Source organism: Microbispora siamensis, assembly GCF_016863095.1.
Taxonomy (GTDB): Bacteria; Actinomycetota; Actinomycetes; order Streptosporangiales; family Streptosporangiaceae; genus Microbispora; species Microbispora siamensis.
In genome coordinates, this window is sequence record NZ_BOOF01000032.1 from 85,277 (window position 1) to 105,296 (window position 20,020).

The following is a 20,020-nucleotide window of genomic DNA, read 5'->3' on the forward strand; positions in this document are numbered from 1 at the left end:
GGGCGAGTACGACCTTCTCGATGATGTCGAGGTGGCGCACGCGCACCACGGGTGCGGTGACCCGGTAGACCAGCACGGGCCAGCACAGGAAGAGCAGGTCTCCGGAGTCGGGCGGCCGCCGCAGGCGGAGGACGCCACGACGGATCTGGAACCGGATCTCCGCGCTCACCGCTCGCCTTCCGCGTGCGGAGCCAGCACGATCCCGTGCCGCGACCGGCAGAGCGCGTGGAAGTCCTTCAGCGGACCGACGGCCTCGGGGGCCAGCGGCGAGGTGAACATCGCGTCGTCTCCGACGACCACCAGCAGCCGCTGCTGCCTGCTCATGGCCACGCACAGCCGGTTGGCCAGCATGAGGTGCCCGTACGCGCGGCGGGCCCACTGCTCGTACTCGGCGTGCTTGGGGTGCTCCGGCCGGGCCTGGGCCGGATCCAGCGCGGGCGGCCTGCTCGACCGGGTGGTCGACAGCAACACGACGTCGAACTCCTTGCCCTGGAAGGCGTCCACGCTGCCGACCTGGAGACGGTCGCGTTCCCGCCCCTCGCCGTCCCGCCGCAGCCGCTCGACCGGCTGGAACCCCGAGCCGGAGCGCTCGGCCAGCCCCTCTTCGACCAGCTTCTCCCAGATCAGCCGGACCTGGGCGCTGTAGAAGGCGATAACGCCGAAGGTGAGGTCCGGCCGGTCGAAGACATGTCGCCGCAGCTCCCGCACGACGGCCTCGGCCTCGGCCGTGCGCGACTTGCTCTGCCCGCCGTGCTCGCCGCCGGCCTGGTGCGGCACCCGCAGCCAGGCGGCCGGGCGGCCCTGATACCGGTCCAGGCCGTGTGCGAAAGCCTCGGCCGGGCGCGGGGACTCCAGATTGTCGCCGTAGAAGGCGTGCCCGACGAAATCCCCGAGCACCGGGTGCATCCGGTACTGCCGCCGCAGCCGCACCGCCCGCCGTGTGCCGGGGGTGTGGTCTCCGCCGTGCAGCATGTCGAACATCCGCCCGAAAAGGCTCTCGTGCAGCCTCGCCAGCTCGTTGCCGGCGTCGGAGCGCAGCTCGTTCTCCACGTCCGGCTCCAGCATGTGCGGCAGCTGGTTCTGGTCGCCCACCAGGATCACCCGGTCGGCGGCCAGGGTGAGCGGGATCAGCAGGTCCAGCGGGTTGGCACGGGCCGCAAGCACGGCCGCGAAGCCGACGAAGAACACGAACAGCAGGAATAGACGGCGGTGGCCGTGACCATGTCGTCGACGGACACCCACTCGTCGAGGCTGTGCGCCTGGGCCAGCGAGCCGGGGCCGAACAACGCCACCGGCGAGCCGAAGTAGGCCGTGCACCACGACCGCCGACTCTCGCGCGGGCCGTACGAGGTATTGCGCATCCGAGCGAGACCTGATCGGGCAGGATGAGAGATGGCGACTGCTCGGGAGGGCGAGATGAACGACAAGACGGCGGCCCTGCTCGACGATGCCCGAAGCGGCGATGCGATGTTCTCGTACGCCGTGAGTTTCGGGTAGAGGGCGTAGCTCTGGAGCCGCGAGCGGCGGCCTGCTCGACCCGAAGCAGTCGACGCTCGGCACCACGCGGGAGCAGATTCTCGACAAGCTGGGTTTCGCCCCCCTGCCGAGCCAGAAGACGAACCTGGTGCCTCTCGGCGGCATGGGGATGCACGTGTCGGCCTACTCCCCGAAGGCGAACCAGGCGGAGGCCCTGAACTTCATGAAGTGGTTCGAGCAGGCTGACATCCAGAAGAAATGGGCCGCCGCTGGTGGCGTGCCATCGCGTACGGACGCCCTGGAGTCGCCCGAGTTCCTCAATGCCGGGCCGTTCAACAAGGTGTACGCCGACTCGGTTCCGCGGATGCGGGACATGTGGAACGTGCCCGAGTACGCGCGCCTCGTCGACATCGAGAACACCAACGTGAACGCGGCTCTCAACGGCGCGAAGAAGCCGAAGGACGCGCTCGACGAGATCGCCAAGCAGCAGCAGAGCGTGCTCGACTCCGGCAACCGCAAGGGCGGCGGCGGGCTGTGAGTTCCCCTCTGACAACCGACCACCCCGGGCAGGTGGCGTCCGCGACGCCGCCTGCACCGGGTCGGTCCCGCTCGTGACCAGCTCGCTCACCAGGAGCTCAGCCTCGTCGGACAGGTAGTGCATGCCCCACGCGCTCAGTTGCTTTCGGATCAGGTGGCGGGCTCGGCCGCATGAGGTGGCCTGCGCGGGCAACCGCCAGGACGTCACCTCGACGTCGGGGCCGTCCGCGAGCTGGATCGCCAAGTCCTCGACCCGCCGTCGCAGCGTTTCCCAGCGGTGACGGAAGGAAGAAGGGCGGCGCCGCGGGCCGTTGGTCGCCTCGCAGTGGTGCGCGGCCGGCATCAGCTGGTTCCGGAGGGGGGAGTAGATCACGTTCACAGTGCACACCCCGCAAACTCGCGGGCGAGGCTGCTGTGTGCGTTGGCCGTAAGCTCGCCGCTGCCGTAGCAGAGCACCATGCCGTTGCCCAGCCGTCCCCGGCCCTGCCGGAGGTGGCAGGCGATCAGGCAGGCCGCGTCACGGTCGGGAGCATTCGCCGGCGGGCACTGCGGGTGCCGGCACATGATTGATTCCCCCTGGCTGTCATGCGTTCTTTAGACACATCCACACTGCCTTGGCCTGCCTTTAGGCAGGCAGGGGGAAAACCCCCATATCGATACCTGTTCGAGGCGTACCCAGGTAGCGGGTGCTAGCTGGGTAGGAGACAGGTCCAGCCGCTCCCGGCGCTCGGCGGCTGGCGGCAACTCGACCAGCTCCTGTTTCGAGACGGTGTCGAGCAGGAAGAAGCCCTCGAACAGTTCCTTGGTCTCGCCGTACGGCCCGTCCGTGACCACGGGCGCCTCGCCGCCGAAGTCGACCACGACGCCCTGGCCCGGATTGGTAGGCCAGCGAAGTGGCGCCGAAAGTGACCGACATCTGGCTCCCGTTCTCGCGGACAAATCAGACGTCGAACCACGCATAACGCGATGGCTCACATGAACCGAATGACGGCCATAGGGTCGTCCCATGACTGACACGGAAACCGTTGACGAGACCCCGGCGGCGAGGGCCGCCCGCTTTCGTGCGGAGGCCGCCGCACGGGGGATTCCGGCCGCCGAGGTGGAGGCGTACATACGCACCGCCCGCCCGGCGGTTTACCTCGCGGAGGACGGCCCCGGCCCGGTGGTGGCGCTGACCGGCGGGAACCCCCCGCTGCCGGAGGGCGCCCCCGCGCCGGTGGCGGCGTTCGTCGCGGCCGTCGACTGCGCGGCCCTGCCGCCCGGGGCGACGGATCTGCCGCTGCCTACCGAGGGTCTGCTGTTGTTCTTCGCCGATCCCGATCCGGGCAGTGGGGCGGTGGTCGCCGACGCCGTGCGGTATGTACCGGCAGGGACGCTGTCGGCAGAGCGACGGGTCGACCCGGACGGCGGTCCGGACACCTACCGCCGGGCGCGGCTGGACTTCTGCTTCCATCAGTGGTCGTGGCCGTGGCGCGAGGAGGACGACGACGAGGAGTCGCAGCGGGCCGCCGAGTTGGAGTCCGCCTGGTCGCACGTGGTCGGCTGGCGCCCTCACTGGCGCTTCCAGCTTGGCGGTGAGCCGGTCCTCTTCAACTGGGACCCGGTCGAGGTCGCCCGGGACGAAGTGCCGCTGCCCGTCGCGGACGGCGATGAGTGGACGCTGCTGGCCACCTGGCGCGGTGAAGACGACTGCGAGGAGCTGGAGGCGGGCCTCTTCCACTGGGTGATTCGCCGCGCCGACCTGGCCGCTCTCCGCTTCGACCGGGTGTACGTGTACGTCGACGCCTTCTGACGCCCGGGCATCCGACCCCTAGCCTGAGCGCGATCCGTTCGTGCAGGGTCGACAGGGATAGTCGCTGCGCGGTGGCGGTGATCCGGTGGATGGGCTGCAGGATCCGCCTGGCGATCAACCATCCGACGGCCAACGAGACCAGTGTCAGGGCTCCGACCGTCAGCACGGTCGCCTGCCACTGGTAGCCGATCACGTTGTTCACCAGTTCGGGCAGCTGTGGCAGCCGATCGTTCGGCACGACCCGCAGCGGCGCCGCCCCTCCTTCGGACAGCCGGGCGATCCGCGCGCCCAGCGGCGGCGCCGCCCCTCCGCCGGACAGCCAGGCGATCCGCGCGTCCAGCGCCCGGCGCAGTAGGAGGTTGACCGTGACCAGCAACACGACCGAGGTGAGCAGGAACAGTCCGGAGTAGATCAGCGTGAGCCGGACCCGGATCGTCGTCACAGCAGGTATCCCGCATCGGGAACGGTCTGAATGCACGGCGGGTCGCCCAGCTTGGCCCTTAGGCGGCTGACCAGGACTCCCACCACCGTGGTGAACGGATCGGCGTTTCTCGTCCCAGGCCTCTTCAAGCAGCCGTTCGAAGCTCACGACACACGAGGTCGCCGTGGATCTCGGGCAGGTCCCGGTCCAGCACGAGAACGTCGTAGTCGTGCACCGCCAGCCGCTCCACCGCGGGGGCCCCGTCGTACACCACGTCGACGGCCATGGCATGGCGGCGCAACCCAACCGCCACGAGATCGGCCTGGTCGCGCTCGTCTTCGGCCACCAGAATGCGCACCCGACGTTCATACTCGAACCGGGGTTTCAACGGCGTTAACGGATCCGTTCACGACCGTGCAACCCGCTTCAGGCCACGCTGGCGGCCATGATCAGAGCCCTCTGCGCGGCTCCTGGTGTCGGCCACGACGTCCCAGTCGGCGTCCCCATCGGCCATCCCAGACGGGGGCTGCACCGCCGGTACGGCGCCACCGCCGCAATCGGCACCGCTGACATCGGTGAACACGCTCCGCCAGGCGGAGGGTCGCCTCGCGAGGTGACGCGGCTGCTCGGGCATTCGCGCACGGCATGTGAGCAGAACTGGACCTATCGGAAGGAGTGGATAGTGAGCAATGCCGCCCACACGCCCGTACTGAGCGCCCGGGGCTGCGGAAGGAGCATGGCAAAGGGGAAGGACTGGTACGCGCCGTCGACGGCGTCGACCTCGACGTCAGCGCGGGAGAGACGGTGGCGATCATGGGGCCCAGCGGCTGCGGTAAGTCAACGCTGCTGCACCTGCTCGGCGGGCTGGACCGGCCCTCGGCCGGCGAGGTGTCGCTGAACGGCCGGCGCACCGACAACATCAGCGAGAAGGCCCTGGCCAGGATGCGGCGTACCGAGGTCAGCTACGTCTTCCAGTCCTTCCATCTGATGGAGGAGCTCACGGCCGTCGAGAACGTCGAGCTGGCGGCGCTGCTCGCCGGACGCTCGCCGCGGGTCGCCCGGCGGCGCGCGGAGGAGCTGCTGGATCAGCTCGGGCTCTCCGGCCGGGCGCGATTCCTGCCCTCCGCGCTGTCGGGCGGCCAGCGGCAGCGGGTCGCGGTCGCCCGGGCGCTGAGCAACGAGCCGCTGGTCGTCCTCGCCGACGAACCGACCGGAAACCTGGACAGCGCCGCCACCTTGGACGTCCTCCAGCTCTTCAAGGACCTGCACGAGTCCGGGCAGACGCTGGTCATCGTCACCCACGACGCGCGGATCGCGGCCACCGCGGACCGGAAATTCTCGATGCGCGACGGCGCGTTCGTCGATGAGGCCAGGTTGACCGGCGGCACCACCGGGCAGCTTGGCGCGCTCGTCGGACTGGAGGACTGACCGGAATGGGCCGCATCGTCCTCGTGATCCGCCTGGCCCTGCGAGACCTCCGGCGGCGCCGCACCGAGGCCGCGCTTCTGCTGATCGCCGTCCTGGCCTCCACCACGACGCTGACGCTCGGGCTCGTCCTGCGCGACGCGGCCAGCGACCCGTATCAGAGCACCCGGGCGGCGACCAAGGGACCTGACGTGGTCGCCGGCGTCAGCCAGGCCGACGACCTCGCGGAGCTCGGAAAACTGGCCATCGCCTCCGGCGTCACTGAGCACAGCGGACCGTACCCCGTCATCGCGGCGAAGCTCGAGGCGTCCGGCCGGACGTCGGATGTGCAGGTGGAAGGGCGCGACGCCGCTGACGCGGCGGTCGATCAGCCCGAGGTGACGCAGGGCAGTTGGGTCGGTGACGGCGGCGTGGTGCTCGAGGCCGCCTTCGCCGACTCGCTCGATGTCGGCGTCGGCGACTCGGTCGCCCTGGACGGTAGGTCGTTCAAGGTCGTCGGAGTCGCGGTCACCGCGGCGATGCCGCCCTATCCCGGAGCGTCCTGCATCGTCTCCGCCGGCTGCATCAACGGCGCCATCCCGGACGACCGGAATCTGCCGGCGGGGTTGCTGTACAAACCCGGGCTGGCCTGGCTCACCCAGGCGGACGTGCTGAGCCTTGCCATGGACCGAAGCGCTCTGTCCTACGTGATGAACCTGAAGCTGGCCGACCCGGACGAAGCCCAGGCATTCGTCGACAGGAACGGCGGCCATTATGGCGGCGCCATGCCGATGCAGACCTGGGAGAGCATTCTCGCCGACGCCACCGACCTGGCCCGGGACTCCCAGATCCTGCTGCTGATCGGCGCGTGGCTGCTCGGCCTGCTCGCTGTGGCCAGTCTTTCGGTGTTGGTCGGCGGGCGGATAGCCGATCAGACCAGGCGTATCGGGTTGCTGAAAGCAGTCGGCGGCACACCGGGCCTGGTCGCTGCCGTGCTACTCGCGGAGTACCTCCTGGTGGCCGTCGTAGCGGCTGCGGCCGGGCTGACGATCGGAGCGCTGACCGCTCCGTTGCTCACCGAGTCGAGCGCGGGCCTCGTCGGCGGCGCGGGGACGGCGTCGTTGACCTGGTCCACGATCGGTCTGGTGACCGCTGTGGCACTCGGCGTCGCGGTGGTGGCGACCGCTGTTCCGGCCGTGCGCGCGGCCCGCTCCAGCACCGTCAGCGCGCTGGCCGACGCGGCACGCCCGCCTCGCCGGACCGGCTGGCTGATCAGTCTCTCGGCACGACTACCCGTCCCGCTGCTGCTCGCTCTGCGGGTCGCCGCCCGCCGGCCGCGACGGGTGGTGCTGGGCGTGGTCAGCATCGCGGTCACGGTCAGCGGGATCTACGTCCTGCTGGTGCTCAACGCCTTCCTCGGCGAGCAGCCAGGCACCGGCGCATACACCGAAGATCAGGTGGCGGTGCTGCGGCGCGTGCTCCTCGTCTGGACGGTCATCCTGCTCTCCCTGGCGGCGGTCAACGCCATCGTCATCACCTGGGCGACGGCGCTCGACAACCGGTACGCATCGGCGCTGGCACGCGCCCTCGGCGCAACCCCCCAGGAAGTGACCGTCGCCCTGGCGACCGCGCAGGTGCTGCCCGCGTTCCTCGGCGCTGTCCTGGGTGTCTTCCCGGGAGGTTTCCTGCTGTTCGCCGCCATCAACACGATCACCGGCGGCGACGGCGACAAGGCCACGCTTCCCGCACCCTGGCAGCTGGTCGCCCTGGTGCTGGCAACCGTGCTCGTGGTGGCGGCGCTCACCTCTGTTCCCGCCCACCTTGGCGGACGCCGTCCCGTGACGGCCACTCTCTAAGCCGGCCACCACGGCGATCTCGTCCCCACCGGCCGTTTTCGGCACCTCATGAGAGGGATCAGGCCAGGGCCGCGTGCTGGTAGTGCGTGACCGGTGGCCGGCTCCTTGCGAGCAACTTCCCTAGCCGATTCCGGGAGTGGGCGGGGTTTCCGTGCATGAGCCCCGGTACCGGAATCTCGAGATCGTCCCGCTTGCTGAGGGCGGCGGCGAGCGGGGGAGGCGGCGCCCGGGAGAACGCCCGCCTTGCCGCCGCCGTCATGGAGGCCGCCGCCGGCCGGTGACGCCTGGGTGGAACCCGACATGGGAGCCCTACCTGATGGCCGCCGAGGGCGGCCGCTTGCCGTGTTCCGCGTCGACCTGGCGTTGCGCGCCAGAATCGTACGATTCCGTGACGGAAGTTGGGGCCGGGCAGGACGAGGGTGCCGTCGGTCCCGTGGATCTTCAGGTAGGGACGGGTCGTCCGTGCACGTTGAAGCTGGTCTGGCTCCGTCGCATCACGGAGCCGCCGTGGTGCCCGGCCGCGGCGATGTGACCTCCCCGATGGGTGCGGTATGAGAACTGCCGGGTGATTGGGCGCGTCTGTCGAGGGCCTGGACCCACTTGACCGCGACCGCGGCGACCTGGATCAGCTCGCAGCGCAGGCGGTCGGCGTCGTCCTCGGCGAACGCTTCGAGGACCTCTTCGTACAGGATGTGCCGCCAGGTCAGCCGGCCTTCGGCCGCGGCGTCGGTCACGGCCTGTTTGGCCAGGTCGGCCTCGGACGCGTACGCGGGCCCGGTGCCGTCGGGGTGTTCCTGCAGGCCCCACATCGCATCCTGGGCGGCTCGTTCTGCTGCCACCTCGCTCAGCGCTCGGTTCAGCGACCCGGGCATGCCGTAGTCGCCGGGCTGCGTCATCGTGTCGGTGTCCTTTCCCTGAATGGCGATCCAGCTGTCAAGCCACAAGTCGGCTGTTGACGGCGTCGAGCAGCTGGATGATTCTCGTACGGCTTGCAGCGCTTCGAAGTACCAACAGAGGCAGACCCCGGGTTTCTTTCGGAACCCGGGGTGTGAGATGCGCTCCGACCAGTGGATCCGGCACTGGGAGGCCCGACAGGGGCGGTGGGCAGCGGCGGGGTCCGGCTCAGCCGTCGGCCGGGCCCGGCCATGCGCGCCTTGCCCACTCCGGCGTGCTGCCGTTCGATGGACAGACCCCGCGATCGCACGAGCGCGTCGTCCATGCACGTACGCGCTGCTGTACGACGTCGCCCACGACATGGTCGCGGCCGGCTTCGGCGGCCCGGCCGGCCCCCCGCCCGGCGCGGGCCCCGTGCGCCCAACGATCACGGGCGGCCCGGAGACCGTCGCCGCGCAGCTCCAGGCGGTGTGCGAGGCGGGCGTGGGCATCGCCGACCTCATCTTCTCGGCCGACCTCCTGCCGCCCGAGGTGCCGCCGGAGTCGGTCAAGCTGTTCAGCAAGGAAGTCATTCCCGCCTTCCGCTGAGCGGTCATCCCGAGAGGAAAATCATGTATCTCAGCATCGGTCCGGACCAGGTCGTGTCCGTGCATGAGGCCGACGACTTCACCCGCCTGCATCTGGAACTGCGCGAGATCGGGCCGGATGCCGCCGGACAGGCCCTGCAGGCCGCCGGGCTGGGGCGGCTGCACGGTCCCGATCACGCGTACCTCGACCTCGCCGCGCTACGCGGCCTGGCGAGCGCTTCGGCCACCTCGCCGGGCTGGGCCGCCGGGTGGGACGCCATGGTCGAGTACGCCCGCCGCAAGGGATGGCTCAGCGCGGACGGCGACGCCGTGCGGGTCCACCTCGCATGACGACCGACGACCGTCGGCATCGTCGTCGTCGGCACGCTCGCGCTGGTCGTCTTCGCCGGTACGCGCGGACCGACGCGAGCGTGACGATCCATGGTCCGGCGCCGACCTGGCTCACGCGAGCAGACGGCGTCGCCGCAAGGAGCAGATCCTGCGCACCGGATGCTGCGCCTGATGCCCGCCCCGGGCATCGGGAAAGCGATGGGCAGGATAATGGCCAAGGACATGCAGGCCAAGAACGCCGACGTCGCCGCCCGCCTGATCGGAAAGGACGATCCGCCCCGTGAGTCAGTTGGTTGAGCTCCACTCGCGTAAAGCCGCGCGCATCCTCAGCAGCGCGCGCGAGCTGGTGCTCGACCACGGCGTGGGCAAGGTCACCGTGTCCGAGATCAGCCGGGCGGCCGGTGTCGGCAAGGGGACGGTCTATCTGTACTGGCCGAGCAAGGAAGACCTCCTGCGCGGGCTGTTCGCTCGCGAACTGCTGACCCTGGTGGAGGAGGTCATCGGCCGCCTCACGGCCGACCCCGCCACCGTGCTGCCCCGCCATCTGGCGCCGGCGTTGGTAGGCACCGCGCAGAAGCTGCCCCTGGCGCGGCGGCTGCGGGGCGGCGACCCGGAGCTGCTACGGCTGCTCAGCCCGGAACCCGGGGATCGCGAGCTGTACGCCCGCACCCAGCCCGCCGCCATGTGCACCGCGGTCATGCCGATCCTGCACCGCCACCGTCTGATCCGCCACGACCGTTCCCTCGCCGCCCAGGCCTACGCGCTGCACGCCGTACTGGGCGGATTCTTCACGGCCGTGTCCGAGCCGGAGACCGCTCCCATCGCCGTCGACGATCCGTACACGGTTCTCGCCGACACCGTGGCCCTGCTGCTCGAACCGTCCGATGCGCCCGGCGAGGAGGCCATCGCCGCAGCCGCCGAGGAGACCATCGCGGTCTTCTGCCAGACCCGGGACGCGGTCCTGCGCCTCATCGAACTCAGCCAAGCCCCCGCCCAATGACCGGGGACATCGGGACCCAGCGGGAGGAGGGACTCTCGCTGGACTCAGGCGTTGAGCAGGTCGAGAGCGATGTCGACGATCGTGTCCTCCTGGCCGCCGACGAGTCGCCGGCGGCCGACCTCGAGATGGGCGGAGGCGATGGGGGCGCCACTGCTGCCCGGCGCGGTGGGCTTCCTCGTCTGCGAAGTGGAGCGGCATGTCGACGGCGGCGACCACGTCGTGCTCCTGGGCAACGTGGTGCACACCAAGGTGGCCGGCGGGCAACCGCTGACCTACCACGGCCGGGTGTTCGGGACGACACGGCGCTCGCCGGATAGACGGGAGGTTCGGAACGGCGCGGGATTGTTCACCCAGCCGCGCTCATGGCTCGGCCGGTGAGCACGGCGTTGACGCCCGCGTTGAACGTCGTCCTACAGGGTTGTTAGCTTGCGCGCATGTCAGATCTGGGACTTGTGGCTTGGCCGCCTGAGCTGATCCGGACCGAGCGGCTCGTGCTCCGTGAGCCCGAGGCGCGGGACCGTACAACATTCATCGAGCTGCTCGCCTCGCCAGAGGTGCACACCTACCTCGGCGGTCCCCGCCCGCGTGACGAGCTTGAGCGTGAGATGCCCGAGGTGCCCGAGCGATGGCCAGGGAGTTTCGTCGTCGAGCTCGACGGGGCGATGATCGGCCAGATCCTGCTCAGGAGAGCAACCGGGCACCGTCGCCCGGCTGCCATGGGGAAGGTCGATCTCGGTTACCTGTTCCTGCCGAATGCCTGGGGGCAAGGGTACGCCGCCGAGGCGTGCGCGGCGGCACTCGACTGGTTCGACGGCGCCCTTCCCGGTGAGCCGGTGGTGCTCACCACCCAGAGCGCCAACGTCGGCTCGATGCGCCTCGCGGCGAAGCTGGGGTTCACCGAGGTCGAGCGGTTCCAGGCCTGGGACGCCGAGCAGTGGCTCGGCCTGCGGCCCCCGGCCACGTGATGGGGCTACGCGATTGGTGGCCCTCAGTGAGACCCGCCTTTCGGGGCAGGGCGTGACAGTGCGGCGTCGGGACTGCCGGGTGGTGCCGCCACCGCTGTTCACTACCGGATCGAACTGGCGGTGGCGGCGGACGTGTCACGCCGGCGGGTCGATCAGACCTCGTTGGTAGGCGCGGACGAGGCGGCGGGGCACCAGCAGTTCCCGCCCGTTCAGGGTGATCGGGACGAGGTCGGGGCGCTGTGCCTTCCACTGGGAGCGGCGGTGCCGGGTGTTGCTGCGGGAGGTCCTGCGCTTGGGTACGGCCACGGCTACCAGCTCGCCTTCCTGATGCCGGGCAGTTCGCCCCGGTGCGCCATCTCCCGGAATCGGATGCGGGACAGACCGAAGGTGCGCAGGTGGCCGCGGGGACGGCCGTCGACCGAGTCGCGGTTGCGCACCCGGGTGGCGCTGGCGTCGCGCGGCTGGCGGCTCAGCAGCCGTACGGCCTCGGCCCGTTGCCGGAGCGTGCCGGTGCGGATGATCTCCTTCAGTTCCGCGCGGCGCTCGGCGTGGCGGGCGACGGTCGCCTTCCTGCGCTCGTTGGCTGCGATCTTGCTCTTCTTGGCCATCAGACCTTGTCTCCCCTGGCACGGATCCGCGCGACGGCGTTCTCGATGCCGATCTTGTCGATGGTCCTGATCGCGCGGGCGCTGAGCGTGAGCCGTACGAAACGGTTCTCGCTCGGCAGCCAGTAACGGCGGTGCTGGATGTTGGGGTTCCACCGCCGCCGGGTGCGGCGGTGGGAGTGGGAGACGTTGTTGCCGAAGACCGGCTTGACGCCGGTGAGCTGGCAGTGCGCGGACATCAGCTTCTCCCGTAGCGCTGGTTGAACCGCTCGACCCGGCCGGCGGTGTCCAGGACCCGGTTGCGGCCGGTGTAGAAGGGGTGGCTGGCCGAGGAGACGTCGACGTCCACCACGGGATAGGTGTTGCCGTCCTCCCACACGATGGTCTTGTCGCTGGTGATCGTGGATCGGGTGAGGAAGGCGAAGTCCGCGCCGGGGTCGCGGAAGACGACCGGCCGGTAGTCGGGGTGGATGCCCTTCTTCATCGTTCCTCCCGGAACTCGACGTGGCGGCGGATGGTTGGGTCGTATTTGCGCAGCTTCAGGCGGTCGGGATCGTTGCGCCTGTTCTTGGTGGTCACGTAGGTGTAGCCGGTGCCCGCGCTGGAGCGCAGCTTGATCACCGGTCGTAGCTCGTTTCTGGCCATCCCTCACGTCCTTCTCGGTTGGCGGCTGTGCAATGATAACGACAACGGTTTTCATTTTCATCCTCGGAGGTCACATGCCCACGCCCGTCGTCCTCGTGGCAGGCCTGTACGGCGACGCCCGGGCGGCCCTGGTCGACCGGTTGCTACGCACCCGCCCAGGAGCCGTCGCGATCCACCACGATCTGACCGCCGTCGTCACCGACCGGGTCGAGCGCGTCATCCGCGACGGCTCGGGCGTCCTCGACCGGACCGAGGTGCGCCTGGCCCACGGCTGCGTCACCTGCACCGTCCGCGAGGATCTGCTCCCACAGCTCGTACGGCACGCGAGGACGGCGTCCCTGCTGATCGTCGATTTGTGGGATTCCGTCGAGCCCCGTCCCGTGGCGGAGGCGCTGGGCCATGAGGACGCGGCCGACCTGCTGGCCCTCACCGGCGTGCTGACCGCGCTCGACGCCGGGCTGATGCCGGTGGACATCTGCCGCGGCGAGCGCCTGGCCGAGACCGGGCAGCGTGCCGCCGCGGGCGACCAGCGCTACCTCGCCGAGGTGCTGGCCCGGCAGGTGGAGTACGCCACGGGGCTGTTTCTCGATGGTGGCGACGAGGAGGACATGGAGTTGACCGCCGCGGTGCTCGGCCACCTGGCTCCGCACACCCCGATCTTCTCCACGTCGCTGCCCGAGGTGACCGGCCCCGCTCTGTGCGTCCACGAACTGGGCGAACGAGTGGACCCGGCCACCGCGCAGTTGCCCGGGGACGCGCAGACCGGTGAGATCACCACCGTTGTGTGGCGCCGGCTGCGCCCGCTGCACCCCGGACGCCTGTTCGACGCGGTCGACGAGCTGGTGACCGGCTCCGTCCGGTCCCGTGGCCGGTTCTGGCTGGCCAACCGCCACGGGCGGATGCTGGCCTGGGACGCCGTGGCAGGCGTCGTCTCGATCGAGGACGCCGGACCCTGGCTGGCCGCGCTGCCCGAGGCCGCCTGGGACCTTGCCTCTCCGGCACGCCGCGCCGCCGCCGCCCTGGACTGGAACCCCGTCACCGGCGATCGCATCCAGCACCTGGTCTTCACCGGGCCCGACCTCGACCGCGAGCGCGTCTGCGCTCTGCTCGACTCCTGCCTGCTCACCGAACGGGACGCCCTTCCCGGTTCCGCCGAGTGGGCCGCCTACTCCGACCCGTTCGCCGACTTCATCGACATGAAGGAGATCGCGTGAAGCCCCGCCGTATCCCCCGGAAGAAGACCAACCCGCTGCTCGGGGTCACCTACATCGACTACAAGGACACCGACCTGCTGCGCCGGTTCATCTCCGACCGGGGCAAGATCCGCAGCCGCCGCGTGACCGGCGTGACCGTGCAACAGCAGCGGCAACTCGCCCGGGCCATCAAGAACGCCCGGGAGATGGCCCTGCTCCCGTACGCGTCTCGTCCCCGGTGATTCCGATGACCGATCAATACGAGCGATCCGCGGAATTCGTCGACATCATGCTCGCGGCGCACTGGTCGGCTCTCGGACCCGGGCTGGTGGAGGCACTTCACGGCAGCGTCGGCCCGATCGTCGACGTCGGAGCCGGAGGCGGGCACGGCACCAGGGTGATCGCACAGGCGGTGCCCGATGCGGAGGTCGTCGCCGTCGAGCCGTCACCCGCTCTGCGTTCGGTCCTCCTGGCGAGGGTGAACGAAAGCCCGGAGCTGCGTGACCGGGTGACCGTGCTCCCCGACGGCCTTCTCCACGCCGAGCTGCCGCCCCAGGTGGGTGCCGTGGTCGCGATGAACGTCATCGGACATTTCGCCCCGGCCGAACGGCACATGCTCTGGGACCTGCTCACCCGGCGGCTCCTGCCCGCCGGACGCGCGGTGGTGAACCTCCAACCACCGGCCGCGCCGGTGCAAGTGCCGCAGGCTCGATTCTCCGATCTCCGTATCGGACGACGCCGTTACGAGGGATGGGGCCGTGCCGAGCCCGCAGGTCCCGACCAGATCACCTGGCACATGACCTATCGCACCTTCCAGGACGGACATCTCACCGAGGAAACAGCCGTCAAGTACGCCTGGTGGGTGCTCGGCGAAGACCGGCTCAAGGCGGAACTCGGCGAACACGGCCTTCGGCTCGATCCCACCGGTCCCGCGGAGCTTGGGATGTACGTCATCACAAGAGCACCTGAACAGCCCGGCGTGGCCGTGACGGCGGACGCGCGGGTATGTGTGGGTGCGGGGCAGTGCGTGCTCGCCGCTCCCGAAGTCTTCGACCAGGACGCGGAGACCGGTCTCGTCGTCCTCCTGGACGAGGCTCCTCCGACGCCGCTCGCCGACGCCGTACGGCGAGCGGCGCACCGGTGCCCCTCGGGAGCCGTGACCGTCCGCAACGAGGTCCGCTGACACCGGGCCGGCCCCGATCCACCGTAGGTGGCTCCCACCGACCGAAACGCCACCGAGCTTCCGCTCCATGAGCGGCCCCCCGCTTCGCCCGGGCTCTCCCATGCCGGGCGCCTGCTTACAGGAGAACCATGTCCAGCCCTCTCAACCGACGCCTCTTCATGCGCCAGGGAGCCCTGGCCGCCGTGGCCATCGCCGCGGGAGGCGGCCTCACCTCCGCTTGCACCTCCAGAGAACCCGCCGCCGCCCCGACTGCCGGTGCCTCTTCCGGCACGCGCCGGGCCGGTGGCACGTTGCGCGCGGCGTTCGTCGGCGGCGGCGCGTCGGAGACCCTCGACTTCTTCAATGGGCCGACCCCGCTCGACCTGGTGCGCGCCCGCGCCTGGCACGGCGGTCTCGGAAATCTCGACCCCACCGCCGAGGACGGCGTGCGCTACGGGGTCCTCCAGGGCATCGACGTGTCGCAGGACCTCAGCACCTACACACTGCACCTGCGGCCCGGTGTGCGGTTCACCGACGGCTCCACGCTGACAGCGGCCGACGTCCTGTACTCGCTGGCGACGCTCGCGGCCGGCAGCACGCTGCCCGTGTTCCGGATGGCCGCGGCCAACTTCGATCTCGCCAAAGCCAAGGCCGACGGCGACTTGAAAGTGGTGTTGCCGACCACCCGCCCGATCGCGGACGGACGCGTGATCCTTTGCCAGGGCAACTTCCTCGTGGTCAAGGACGGCACAAAGCAGTTCTCGGTCGGAATGCCGAGTTGCGGACCTTTCAAGCTCACGGAGTTCACGGCCGGGCAGGGCGCCGCATTCACGCGGAACGACGACTACTACGGCCCGGCCCCTATCCTCGACGGGCTGGAGCTGCGCTCGATCGCCGATTCCGACGCCCGAGCGGGTGCCCTGACGAGCGGCGAGGTGGATTTCGTCCACGATCTGGCCCCCGTCACCGCGCGCACGCTGTCGGCGAACAGCGCGATCGACATCGTGCCGTCCAGGAGCCCGTATCTGGTCGGCCTGTCCTTCCGGATGAACATGAACGTCAAGCCGTTCGACGACAAGCGGGTTCGTGAGGCGTTCAAGCTCGCCGTCGACCGCGAGGCCATGGTGCGGACGGTGTTCTACGGCAACGCGACCGTGGGTAACGACCTGTCCTCGCTGGGGTTCCCCGACTACGCCGAGGGCCTTCCGCAACGGGACTACGACCGGGATAGGGCCCGCGCCCTGCTGAAGGAGGCGGGTGCCGAAGGAATAGAGGTCGTGCTGACCACCGGACCGGAGACCCCCGGCATGGTGGAGGTGGCCACGCTCTACGTCGAGGATCTCAAGAAGATCGGGGTGAAGGCCTCGCTCAAGGAACTGCCCGCCGGGCAACTCTTCGCCGACTTCGCCGCCTACGCGCGGTTGCCGCTGGCGGCGTCGTACCAGGTGCCGGTCCCCGCCCTTTCGACTTACCAGATCACCACCGCCGGAGGCACTCCCGCGGCGTTCGGCTGGAAGCGGCCGGACGTCGACGCGCTCGTGTCCGAGGCCCGCGCGCAGAGCGACCCGACGAAGGCGAAGAAGACCGGAACCGAGGCGCAGAAGAAGCTGTGGGAGGACGGAAACACGGTGGTGCCGGTCTTCAAGCCCTACGTCAACGCTCAGGCGAAGGGCGTGACCGGCGTCCAGGACGACCTGTTCGAGCAGTTCCCCGGCTTTTCCCGGGCGGCTCTGCCGTGAGCTGGGCGGTCTTCGTGGGCCGCCGCCTCGCGATCGCGGCCGCGTCCCTCGCGGTGCTGTCGGGTGTGGTGTTCGCCGCCACGACCGTGCTGCCAGGGGACGCGGTCAGCGCCGTCGCGGGTGCCAACGCCTCCATGGAGGACCGCGCACGCGTGCGGACGAGCCTCGGCCTGGACCGGCCGGTGGTCGAAAGGTACGCCGAGTGGGCGTCCCACGCGCTGCGCGGCGACCTGGGCACCGGGTTCGTCGGGAACCGGCCGGTCACGGAGGTGCTGGCCGCCCGCGTCCCCAACAGCCTGGTCCTGGCCGGGCTGACCCTCGTCGTCGCCGCGCCGCTCGCGGTGCTGCTCGGGCTGTGGTCCGGCCTGCGGGCGGGCGGCGCCGGCGACCGGTGGGTCACGACGACGGCACAGGTGGCGGTGGGGGTTCCGGAGTTCGTTTCGGCGGCCCTGCTGATCACCGTGCTGTCGGTGCACCTCGGGCTGCTTCCCCGGGTCTCGCTGGTGCCGCTCGGCGCCGGTCCCTTCGACGCTCCGCGAACCCTGGTACTGCCCGTCCTCACTCTTACCGGAGTCGTGACCGCGACCGCCACTCGCCTGATTCGCGCGTCGGTGGCGGACGTCGCCGCGTCCCCCTATGTGGAGGCGGCCCGGCTCAACGGGGTGCGAGGCCTCCGCCTGGCGCTGCGCCATGTCCTGCCCAACGCGGCCGGCCCCGCCGTACAGGCACTCACGCTCACCGTCGGCGCGCTGGTGGGCGGCGCCGTGGTCGTGGAGAGGGTCTTCGACTATCCCGGAATCGGCAGGGAGCTCCAACAGGCCGTCGCCGCTCGGGACATCCCCATGGTGCAGGGCATCGCCATGGCGTCGGCCGCGATGATGTTGCTGATCCTGCTGCTCGGGGACGTCTGCGGGCGGCTGCTCGATCCGATGCGGGGAGAGCGGCGGTGACGGCCACTCTGGAGGCGCAGGTCCGGGCCGGCGGCCCACGGGCGCGGACACGTCGTCGCCTGCTGCTAACCGCCGCGGCGGGGACGATCATGATGGTCGCGATCGCCCTGCTCGGACCCTTGATCGCGCCGTACGACCCGGCCGAGCGGCTGGGCCTGCCCTTTCAGGGCCCGGACGGCGGCCACCCCCTGGGCACCGACTTCCTCGGGCGTGACGTGCTCAGCCGCGTGCTGTGGGGAGGCCGGGCGCTCATCCTCACCGCGATCGGCGCGACCGTTGTGGCGACAGCCATAGGGATGACCGCGGGCGTGCTGGCCGGGCTCGTATCACGCCGCACCGGCGAAGCCATGGCGCGGCTCGTGGACGTGCTGGCGGTGCTTCCCGCGTTGCTCCTCATCCTCGTGCTCGCCGCCGGCTTCCCGGGCAGCGACGTGACCGTGGTGGCCGCCGTCGCGCTCGCCACCGCGCCGTTCTCGGTTCGGGTGCTGGGCGCGGCGACCCGCCGGATCGTGACCACCGGTTACGCCGAAACCGCGCTGGCCCGCGGAGACGGCAGGTGGGCCGTGCTGCTCCACGACATCCTGCCCAACATGGCCGGGCCGGCCCTCGCGGACGCGGCGTTGCGCCTGGTCGCTGCCCTCCACCTCACGGCGACGGCCGGCTTCCTCGGACTCGGCCGCGGGGCTCCTGCCGCGAACTGGGGGCGCATGGTCAGCGAGAACCTCTCCGGCGCCTCCCTGTCCGTCACGCCGCTCCTCGCGCCGACACTGCTCCTCGTGCTGCTGTCGGTCTGCGTCGGCCTGCTCACCGACTGGTTCGCCGGTATCGCATCGGGCGGACGCCCGTGAGCAGGAACATGCGGCCGTCCGTGAGCGGGAACAGCGGAGACCTCGTGCACGTGGCGGGACTGACACTCGGTCCGGCCGGAGGCGGCCGGCCCGTGCTCCGGGAAGTGACGCTCGCCCTGGCTCCCGGACGGGTCTTGGGCGTGGTGGGGCGGTCCGGTTCTGGAAAGAGCAGCCTTGCGCTGAGCCTGCTCGGGCGCATCCGGCCGGGTCTGGAGCGCCGATCCGGCACGGTGCGGGTGGCGGGGCTCGATCCGTTCGACTCGCGGGCGCTGCGCCGGTTGCGCGGCCGAGTGGTGTCGTACATGGGGCAGGACCCGGCAGCCTCGCTCAATCCCGCCCTACGGATCGGCACCCAGGTGGCAGAGGCGCTCCGGGTCCGCTCCCCGGGGACAACGGACGTCACCAGGCAGGTTCGCGAACTCCTGGCATCGGTGCGGCTGCCGACCGACCGGGCGTTCCTGCGGCGCCGTCCCCATCAGGTCTCCGGCGGGCAGGCGCAGCGGGTGGCCCTCGCCGCCGCCCTCGCGGGCATGCCGCGGCTCCTGGTGCTGGACGAGCCGACCAGCGGACTGGACGTCCTGCTGGCCCAGCAGATGCGTGAACTCGTGGCGGCGTCGCTGCGGCGGCACACCGATGGCGCGATGGTGCTGATAAGCCACGACCCCGGCCTGGTGGCGGACCTGGCCGATCAGGTGGTCCTGCTGGACGACGGACGGATCGTCGCGTCCGGGCCGCCTACGGAGGTGTTCACAGCACGCGGCAGGCCGGCGGCGGACCACGCGCGCGCCGCGACCCGCGGGGCCGCCGCCGGGACCGGCGGCAGGCTGGAGGTGCGCGGCCTGTCCGCGCGGCACGGCCGCACCACGGTCCTCCATGACGTCTCGCTGACCGTCCCCAGCGGCACGTGCACCGCGCTGGTCGGGCCGTCCGGCTCCGGCAAGACCACGCTGGCGCGCTGCCTGGCCGGGCTGCACCCGATCGCAGGAGGCACGGTCTCCTGGAGGGAGGCGCAGACGCCGCACCCTCCGGGTCGCGGTCGGGCGGTGCAGTTGGTGGCGCAGGATTCCGTCGGTGCGCTGAACCCGCGTGAAACCGTGCGGACGGCTCTGCTCCGGCCCCTGCGGGGACTCCGCGGCATGCCCGCACAGGACGCCGCCGCCGAGGCAGAGCGAACGCTCGGGCTCGTCGGCCTGGCTCCGGGTCTCCTCACGCGACGGCCGGGGGAACTGTCCGGAGGCGAGCGGCAGCGGGTGAACCTCGCACGCGCGCTGGCAGCCGCACCGCGCGTGCTCGTCTGCGACGAGATCACCTCCGCGCTGGACCGGGAGATCGGGGATGAGGTCCTCGACCTCTTGACCGTGCTGCGCCGGACGCTGGGCCTGACCGTGCTGCTGGTGACGCACGACCCGGCCGCGGCGGCGAGGTACGCCGACCAGGTCGTCGCGCTCGACGGCGGCCGGATCGTCGAAGCGGGCGTGCCCGGTTCAGTGCCGGGGTGGCCGGAGCCTGCGCCGTCGCCGAGCCGGGCCGGCAACCCGTTCCGGGACGCGACCGGGTGGCCGGCGGACGGCCCGGTGGAATGACGTGTCGCCTGAATAGAAGGGGCGGGGAGGTGC

27 protein-coding genes and 2 pseudogenes are annotated in these 20,020 nt (G+C 70.7%); 17 read left to right on the forward strand and 12 right to left on the reverse strand.

Features of this window, described 5'->3' with window-relative positions:
• Nucleotides 1-165: 165 nt before the first annotated feature.
• Nucleotides 166-1,242 carry a DEAD/DEAH box helicase gene (locus Msi02_RS26440; protein ID WP_204050764.1) on the reverse strand — a complete coding sequence of 359 codons (1,077 nt, stop codon included), beginning with the start codon at nt 1,240-1,242 and terminating at the stop codon, nt 166-168.
• Nucleotides 1,243-1,585: 343 nt separating this feature from the next.
• On the opposite strand from Msi02_RS26440, the gene Msi02_RS26445 reads away from it, so the two are divergent.
• Nucleotides 1,586-2,014, forward strand: coding sequence for a type 2 periplasmic-binding domain-containing protein (locus tag Msi02_RS26445; protein ID WP_275414180.1), 429 nt, complete (start codon nt 1,586-1,588; stop codon nt 2,012-2,014).
• Between the two features lie 374 nt (nt 2,015-2,388).
• On the opposite strand, the gene Msi02_RS43455 is transcribed toward Msi02_RS26445, so the two are convergent.
• Nucleotides 2,389-2,577: a DUF5999 family protein gene (locus Msi02_RS43455; RefSeq protein WP_239108720.1), complete on the reverse strand. Its 189-nt coding sequence runs from the start codon at nt 2,575-2,577 to the stop codon at nt 2,389-2,391.
• Between the two features lie 180 nt (nt 2,578-2,757).
• Nucleotides 2,758-2,883, reverse strand: a pseudogene (locus Msi02_RS26450) (YciI family protein); the annotation flags it as partial.
• Nucleotides 2,884-3,019: 136 nt separating this feature from the next.
• On the opposite strand from Msi02_RS26450, the gene Msi02_RS26455 reads away from it, so the two are divergent.
• Nucleotides 3,020-3,805, forward strand: a complete 786-nt coding sequence (locus Msi02_RS26455; RefSeq protein ID WP_204050765.1) for a DUF1963 domain-containing protein — start codon at nt 3,020-3,022, stop codon at nt 3,803-3,805.
• A gap of 438 nt (nt 3,806-4,243) precedes the next feature.
• On the opposite strand, the gene Msi02_RS44600 is transcribed toward Msi02_RS26455, so the two are convergent.
• Together Msi02_RS44600 and Msi02_RS44605 are read right to left on the reverse strand one after the other, a co-directional pair.
• Nucleotides 4,244-4,333 carry a helix-turn-helix domain-containing protein gene (locus Msi02_RS44600; protein ID WP_373308312.1) on the reverse strand — a complete coding sequence of 30 codons (90 nt, stop codon included), beginning with the start codon at nt 4,331-4,333 and terminating at the stop codon, nt 4,244-4,246.
• A 53-nt stretch (nt 4,334-4,386) separates the two neighbouring features.
• A pseudogene (locus Msi02_RS44605) lies at nt 4,387-4,584 on the reverse strand (response regulator); the annotation flags it as partial.
• A gap of 446 nt (nt 4,585-5,030) precedes the next feature.
• On the opposite strand from Msi02_RS44605, the gene Msi02_RS26465 reads away from it, so the two are divergent.
• A complete protein-coding gene (locus Msi02_RS26465; protein ID WP_373308309.1) occupies nt 5,031-5,654 on the forward strand; it encodes an ABC transporter ATP-binding protein in 624 nt (207 codons plus the stop codon).
• Nucleotides 5,655-5,659: 5 nt separating this feature from the next.
• Nucleotides 5,660-7,486 (forward strand): FtsX-like permease family protein, encoded by a 1,827-nt coding sequence (locus tag Msi02_RS26470; protein ID WP_204050767.1) that lies wholly within the window; start codon nt 5,660-5,662, stop codon nt 7,484-7,486.
• A gap of 494 nt (nt 7,487-7,980) precedes the next feature.
• Here the strand turns inward: Msi02_RS26470 and Msi02_RS26475 are convergent, their stop codons facing one another.
• Nucleotides 7,981-8,382, reverse strand: a complete 402-nt coding sequence (locus tag Msi02_RS26475; protein ID WP_204050768.1) for a hypothetical protein — start codon at nt 8,380-8,382, stop codon at nt 7,981-7,983.
• A gap of 412 nt (nt 8,383-8,794) precedes the next feature.
• Here Msi02_RS26475 and Msi02_RS26480 point away from each other — a divergent pair, with 412 nt between their 5' ends.
• The 4 genes from Msi02_RS26480 to Msi02_RS26495 all read left to right on the forward strand — a co-directional run bounded on the left by Msi02_RS26480 (nt 8,795) and on the right by Msi02_RS26495 (nt 10,297).
• Complete coding sequence (locus tag Msi02_RS26480; protein WP_204050769.1) at nt 8,795-8,968, forward strand: hypothetical protein; 174 nt, start codon at nt 8,795-8,797, stop codon at nt 8,966-8,968.
• A 23-nt stretch (nt 8,969-8,991) separates the two neighbouring features.
• Nucleotides 8,992-9,297, forward strand: a complete 306-nt coding sequence (locus tag Msi02_RS26485; RefSeq protein WP_204050770.1) for a hypothetical protein — start codon at nt 8,992-8,994, stop codon at nt 9,295-9,297.
• 159 nt (nt 9,298-9,456) lie between these two features.
• On the forward strand, nt 9,457-9,594 hold the full coding sequence (locus Msi02_RS26490) for a hypothetical protein (protein WP_204050771.1): 138 nt from the start codon (nt 9,457-9,459) through the stop codon (nt 9,592-9,594).
• A complete protein-coding gene (locus Msi02_RS26495) occupies nt 9,578-10,297 on the forward strand; it encodes a TetR/AcrR family transcriptional regulator (RefSeq protein ID WP_204050772.1) in 720 nt (239 codons plus the stop codon). Before Msi02_RS26490 ends, Msi02_RS26495 begins: the two co-directional genes overlap by 17 nt.
• A gap of 44 nt (nt 10,298-10,341) precedes the next feature.
• On the opposite strand, the gene Msi02_RS44610 is transcribed toward Msi02_RS26495, so the two are convergent.
• Nucleotides 10,342-10,437, reverse strand: coding sequence for a 4-hydroxy-2-oxovalerate aldolase family protein (locus Msi02_RS44610; RefSeq protein WP_373308313.1), 96 nt, complete (start codon nt 10,435-10,437; stop codon nt 10,342-10,344).
• Here Msi02_RS44610 and Msi02_RS43460 point away from each other — a divergent pair.
• Complete coding sequence (locus Msi02_RS43460; protein WP_239108721.1) at nt 10,436-10,675, forward strand: flavin reductase; 240 nt, start codon at nt 10,436-10,438, stop codon at nt 10,673-10,675. The two genes, Msi02_RS44610 and Msi02_RS43460, sit on opposite strands and share 2 nt — an antisense overlap.
• 56 nt (nt 10,676-10,731) lie before the next feature.
• Nucleotides 10,732-11,262, forward strand: coding sequence for a GNAT family N-acetyltransferase (locus Msi02_RS26505; protein ID WP_204050774.1), 531 nt, complete (start codon nt 10,732-10,734; stop codon nt 11,260-11,262).
• 135 nt (nt 11,263-11,397) lie between these two features.
• Here Msi02_RS26505 and rpmF read toward each other — a convergent pair whose 3' ends face one another.
• Genes rpmF through rpmG form a run of 5 tightly spaced genes read right to left on the reverse strand, consistent with a single transcriptional unit; the run spans nt 11,398 to nt 12,512 of the window.
• Complete coding sequence (gene rpmF / locus Msi02_RS26510; RefSeq protein ID WP_079314770.1) at nt 11,398-11,568, reverse strand: 50S ribosomal protein L32; 171 nt, start codon at nt 11,566-11,568, stop codon at nt 11,398-11,400.
• A 2-nt stretch (nt 11,569-11,570) separates the two neighbouring features.
• A complete protein-coding gene (gene rpsN / locus Msi02_RS26515) occupies nt 11,571-11,870 on the reverse strand; it encodes a 30S ribosomal protein S14 (RefSeq protein ID WP_204050775.1) in 300 nt (99 codons plus the stop codon).
• Nucleotides 11,870-12,106 (reverse strand): 50S ribosomal protein L28, encoded by a 237-nt coding sequence (rpmB, locus tag Msi02_RS26520; protein ID WP_204050776.1) that lies wholly within the window; start codon nt 12,104-12,106, stop codon nt 11,870-11,872. The genes rpsN and rpmB overlap by 1 nt, the downstream gene beginning before the upstream one ends.
• Nucleotides 12,106-12,351 (reverse strand): type B 50S ribosomal protein L31, encoded by a 246-nt coding sequence (locus tag Msi02_RS26525; protein WP_079314767.1) that lies wholly within the window; start codon nt 12,349-12,351, stop codon nt 12,106-12,108. Before Msi02_RS26525 ends, rpmB begins: the two co-directional genes overlap by 1 nt.
• Nucleotides 12,348-12,512, reverse strand: coding sequence for a 50S ribosomal protein L33 (gene rpmG / locus Msi02_RS26530; protein ID WP_079314766.1), 165 nt, complete (start codon nt 12,510-12,512; stop codon nt 12,348-12,350). Before rpmG ends, Msi02_RS26525 begins: the two co-directional genes overlap by 4 nt.
• 74 nt (nt 12,513-12,586) lie before the next feature.
• On the opposite strand from rpmG, the gene Msi02_RS26535 reads away from it, so the two are divergent.
• The 7 genes from Msi02_RS26535 (at nt 12,587) to Msi02_RS26565 (ending at nt 19,987) form a co-directional block, all read left to right on the forward strand.
• A complete protein-coding gene (locus tag Msi02_RS26535) occupies nt 12,587-13,726 on the forward strand; it encodes a CobW family GTP-binding protein (protein ID WP_204050777.1) in 1,140 nt (379 codons plus the stop codon).
• A complete protein-coding gene (gene rpsR, locus Msi02_RS26540; protein ID WP_079314764.1) occupies nt 13,723-13,947 on the forward strand; it encodes a 30S ribosomal protein S18 in 225 nt (74 codons plus the stop codon). Before Msi02_RS26535 ends, rpsR begins: the two co-directional genes overlap by 4 nt.
• A 5-nt stretch (nt 13,948-13,952) precedes the next feature.
• A complete protein-coding gene (locus Msi02_RS44315; protein WP_204050778.1) occupies nt 13,953-14,888 on the forward strand; it encodes a (4Fe-4S)-binding protein in 936 nt (311 codons plus the stop codon).
• A gap of 128 nt (nt 14,889-15,016) precedes the next feature.
• On the forward strand, nt 15,017-16,606 hold the full coding sequence (locus Msi02_RS26550; RefSeq protein ID WP_204050779.1) for an ABC transporter substrate-binding protein: 1,590 nt from the start codon (nt 15,017-15,019) through the stop codon (nt 16,604-16,606).
• Complete coding sequence (locus tag Msi02_RS26555; protein WP_204050780.1) at nt 16,603-17,556, forward strand: ABC transporter permease; 954 nt, start codon at nt 16,603-16,605, stop codon at nt 17,554-17,556. The genes Msi02_RS26550 and Msi02_RS26555 overlap by 4 nt, the downstream gene beginning before the upstream one ends.
• A complete protein-coding gene (locus Msi02_RS26560) occupies nt 17,553-18,404 on the forward strand; it encodes an ABC transporter permease (RefSeq protein ID WP_204050781.1) in 852 nt (283 codons plus the stop codon). Before Msi02_RS26555 ends, Msi02_RS26560 begins: the two co-directional genes overlap by 4 nt.
• A gap of 20 nt (nt 18,405-18,424) precedes the next feature.
• Nucleotides 18,425-19,987, forward strand: coding sequence for an ABC transporter ATP-binding protein (locus tag Msi02_RS26565; RefSeq protein ID WP_204050782.1), 1,563 nt, complete (start codon nt 18,425-18,427; stop codon nt 19,985-19,987).
• The last annotated feature ends 33 nt before the right edge of the window (nt 19,988-20,020 follow it).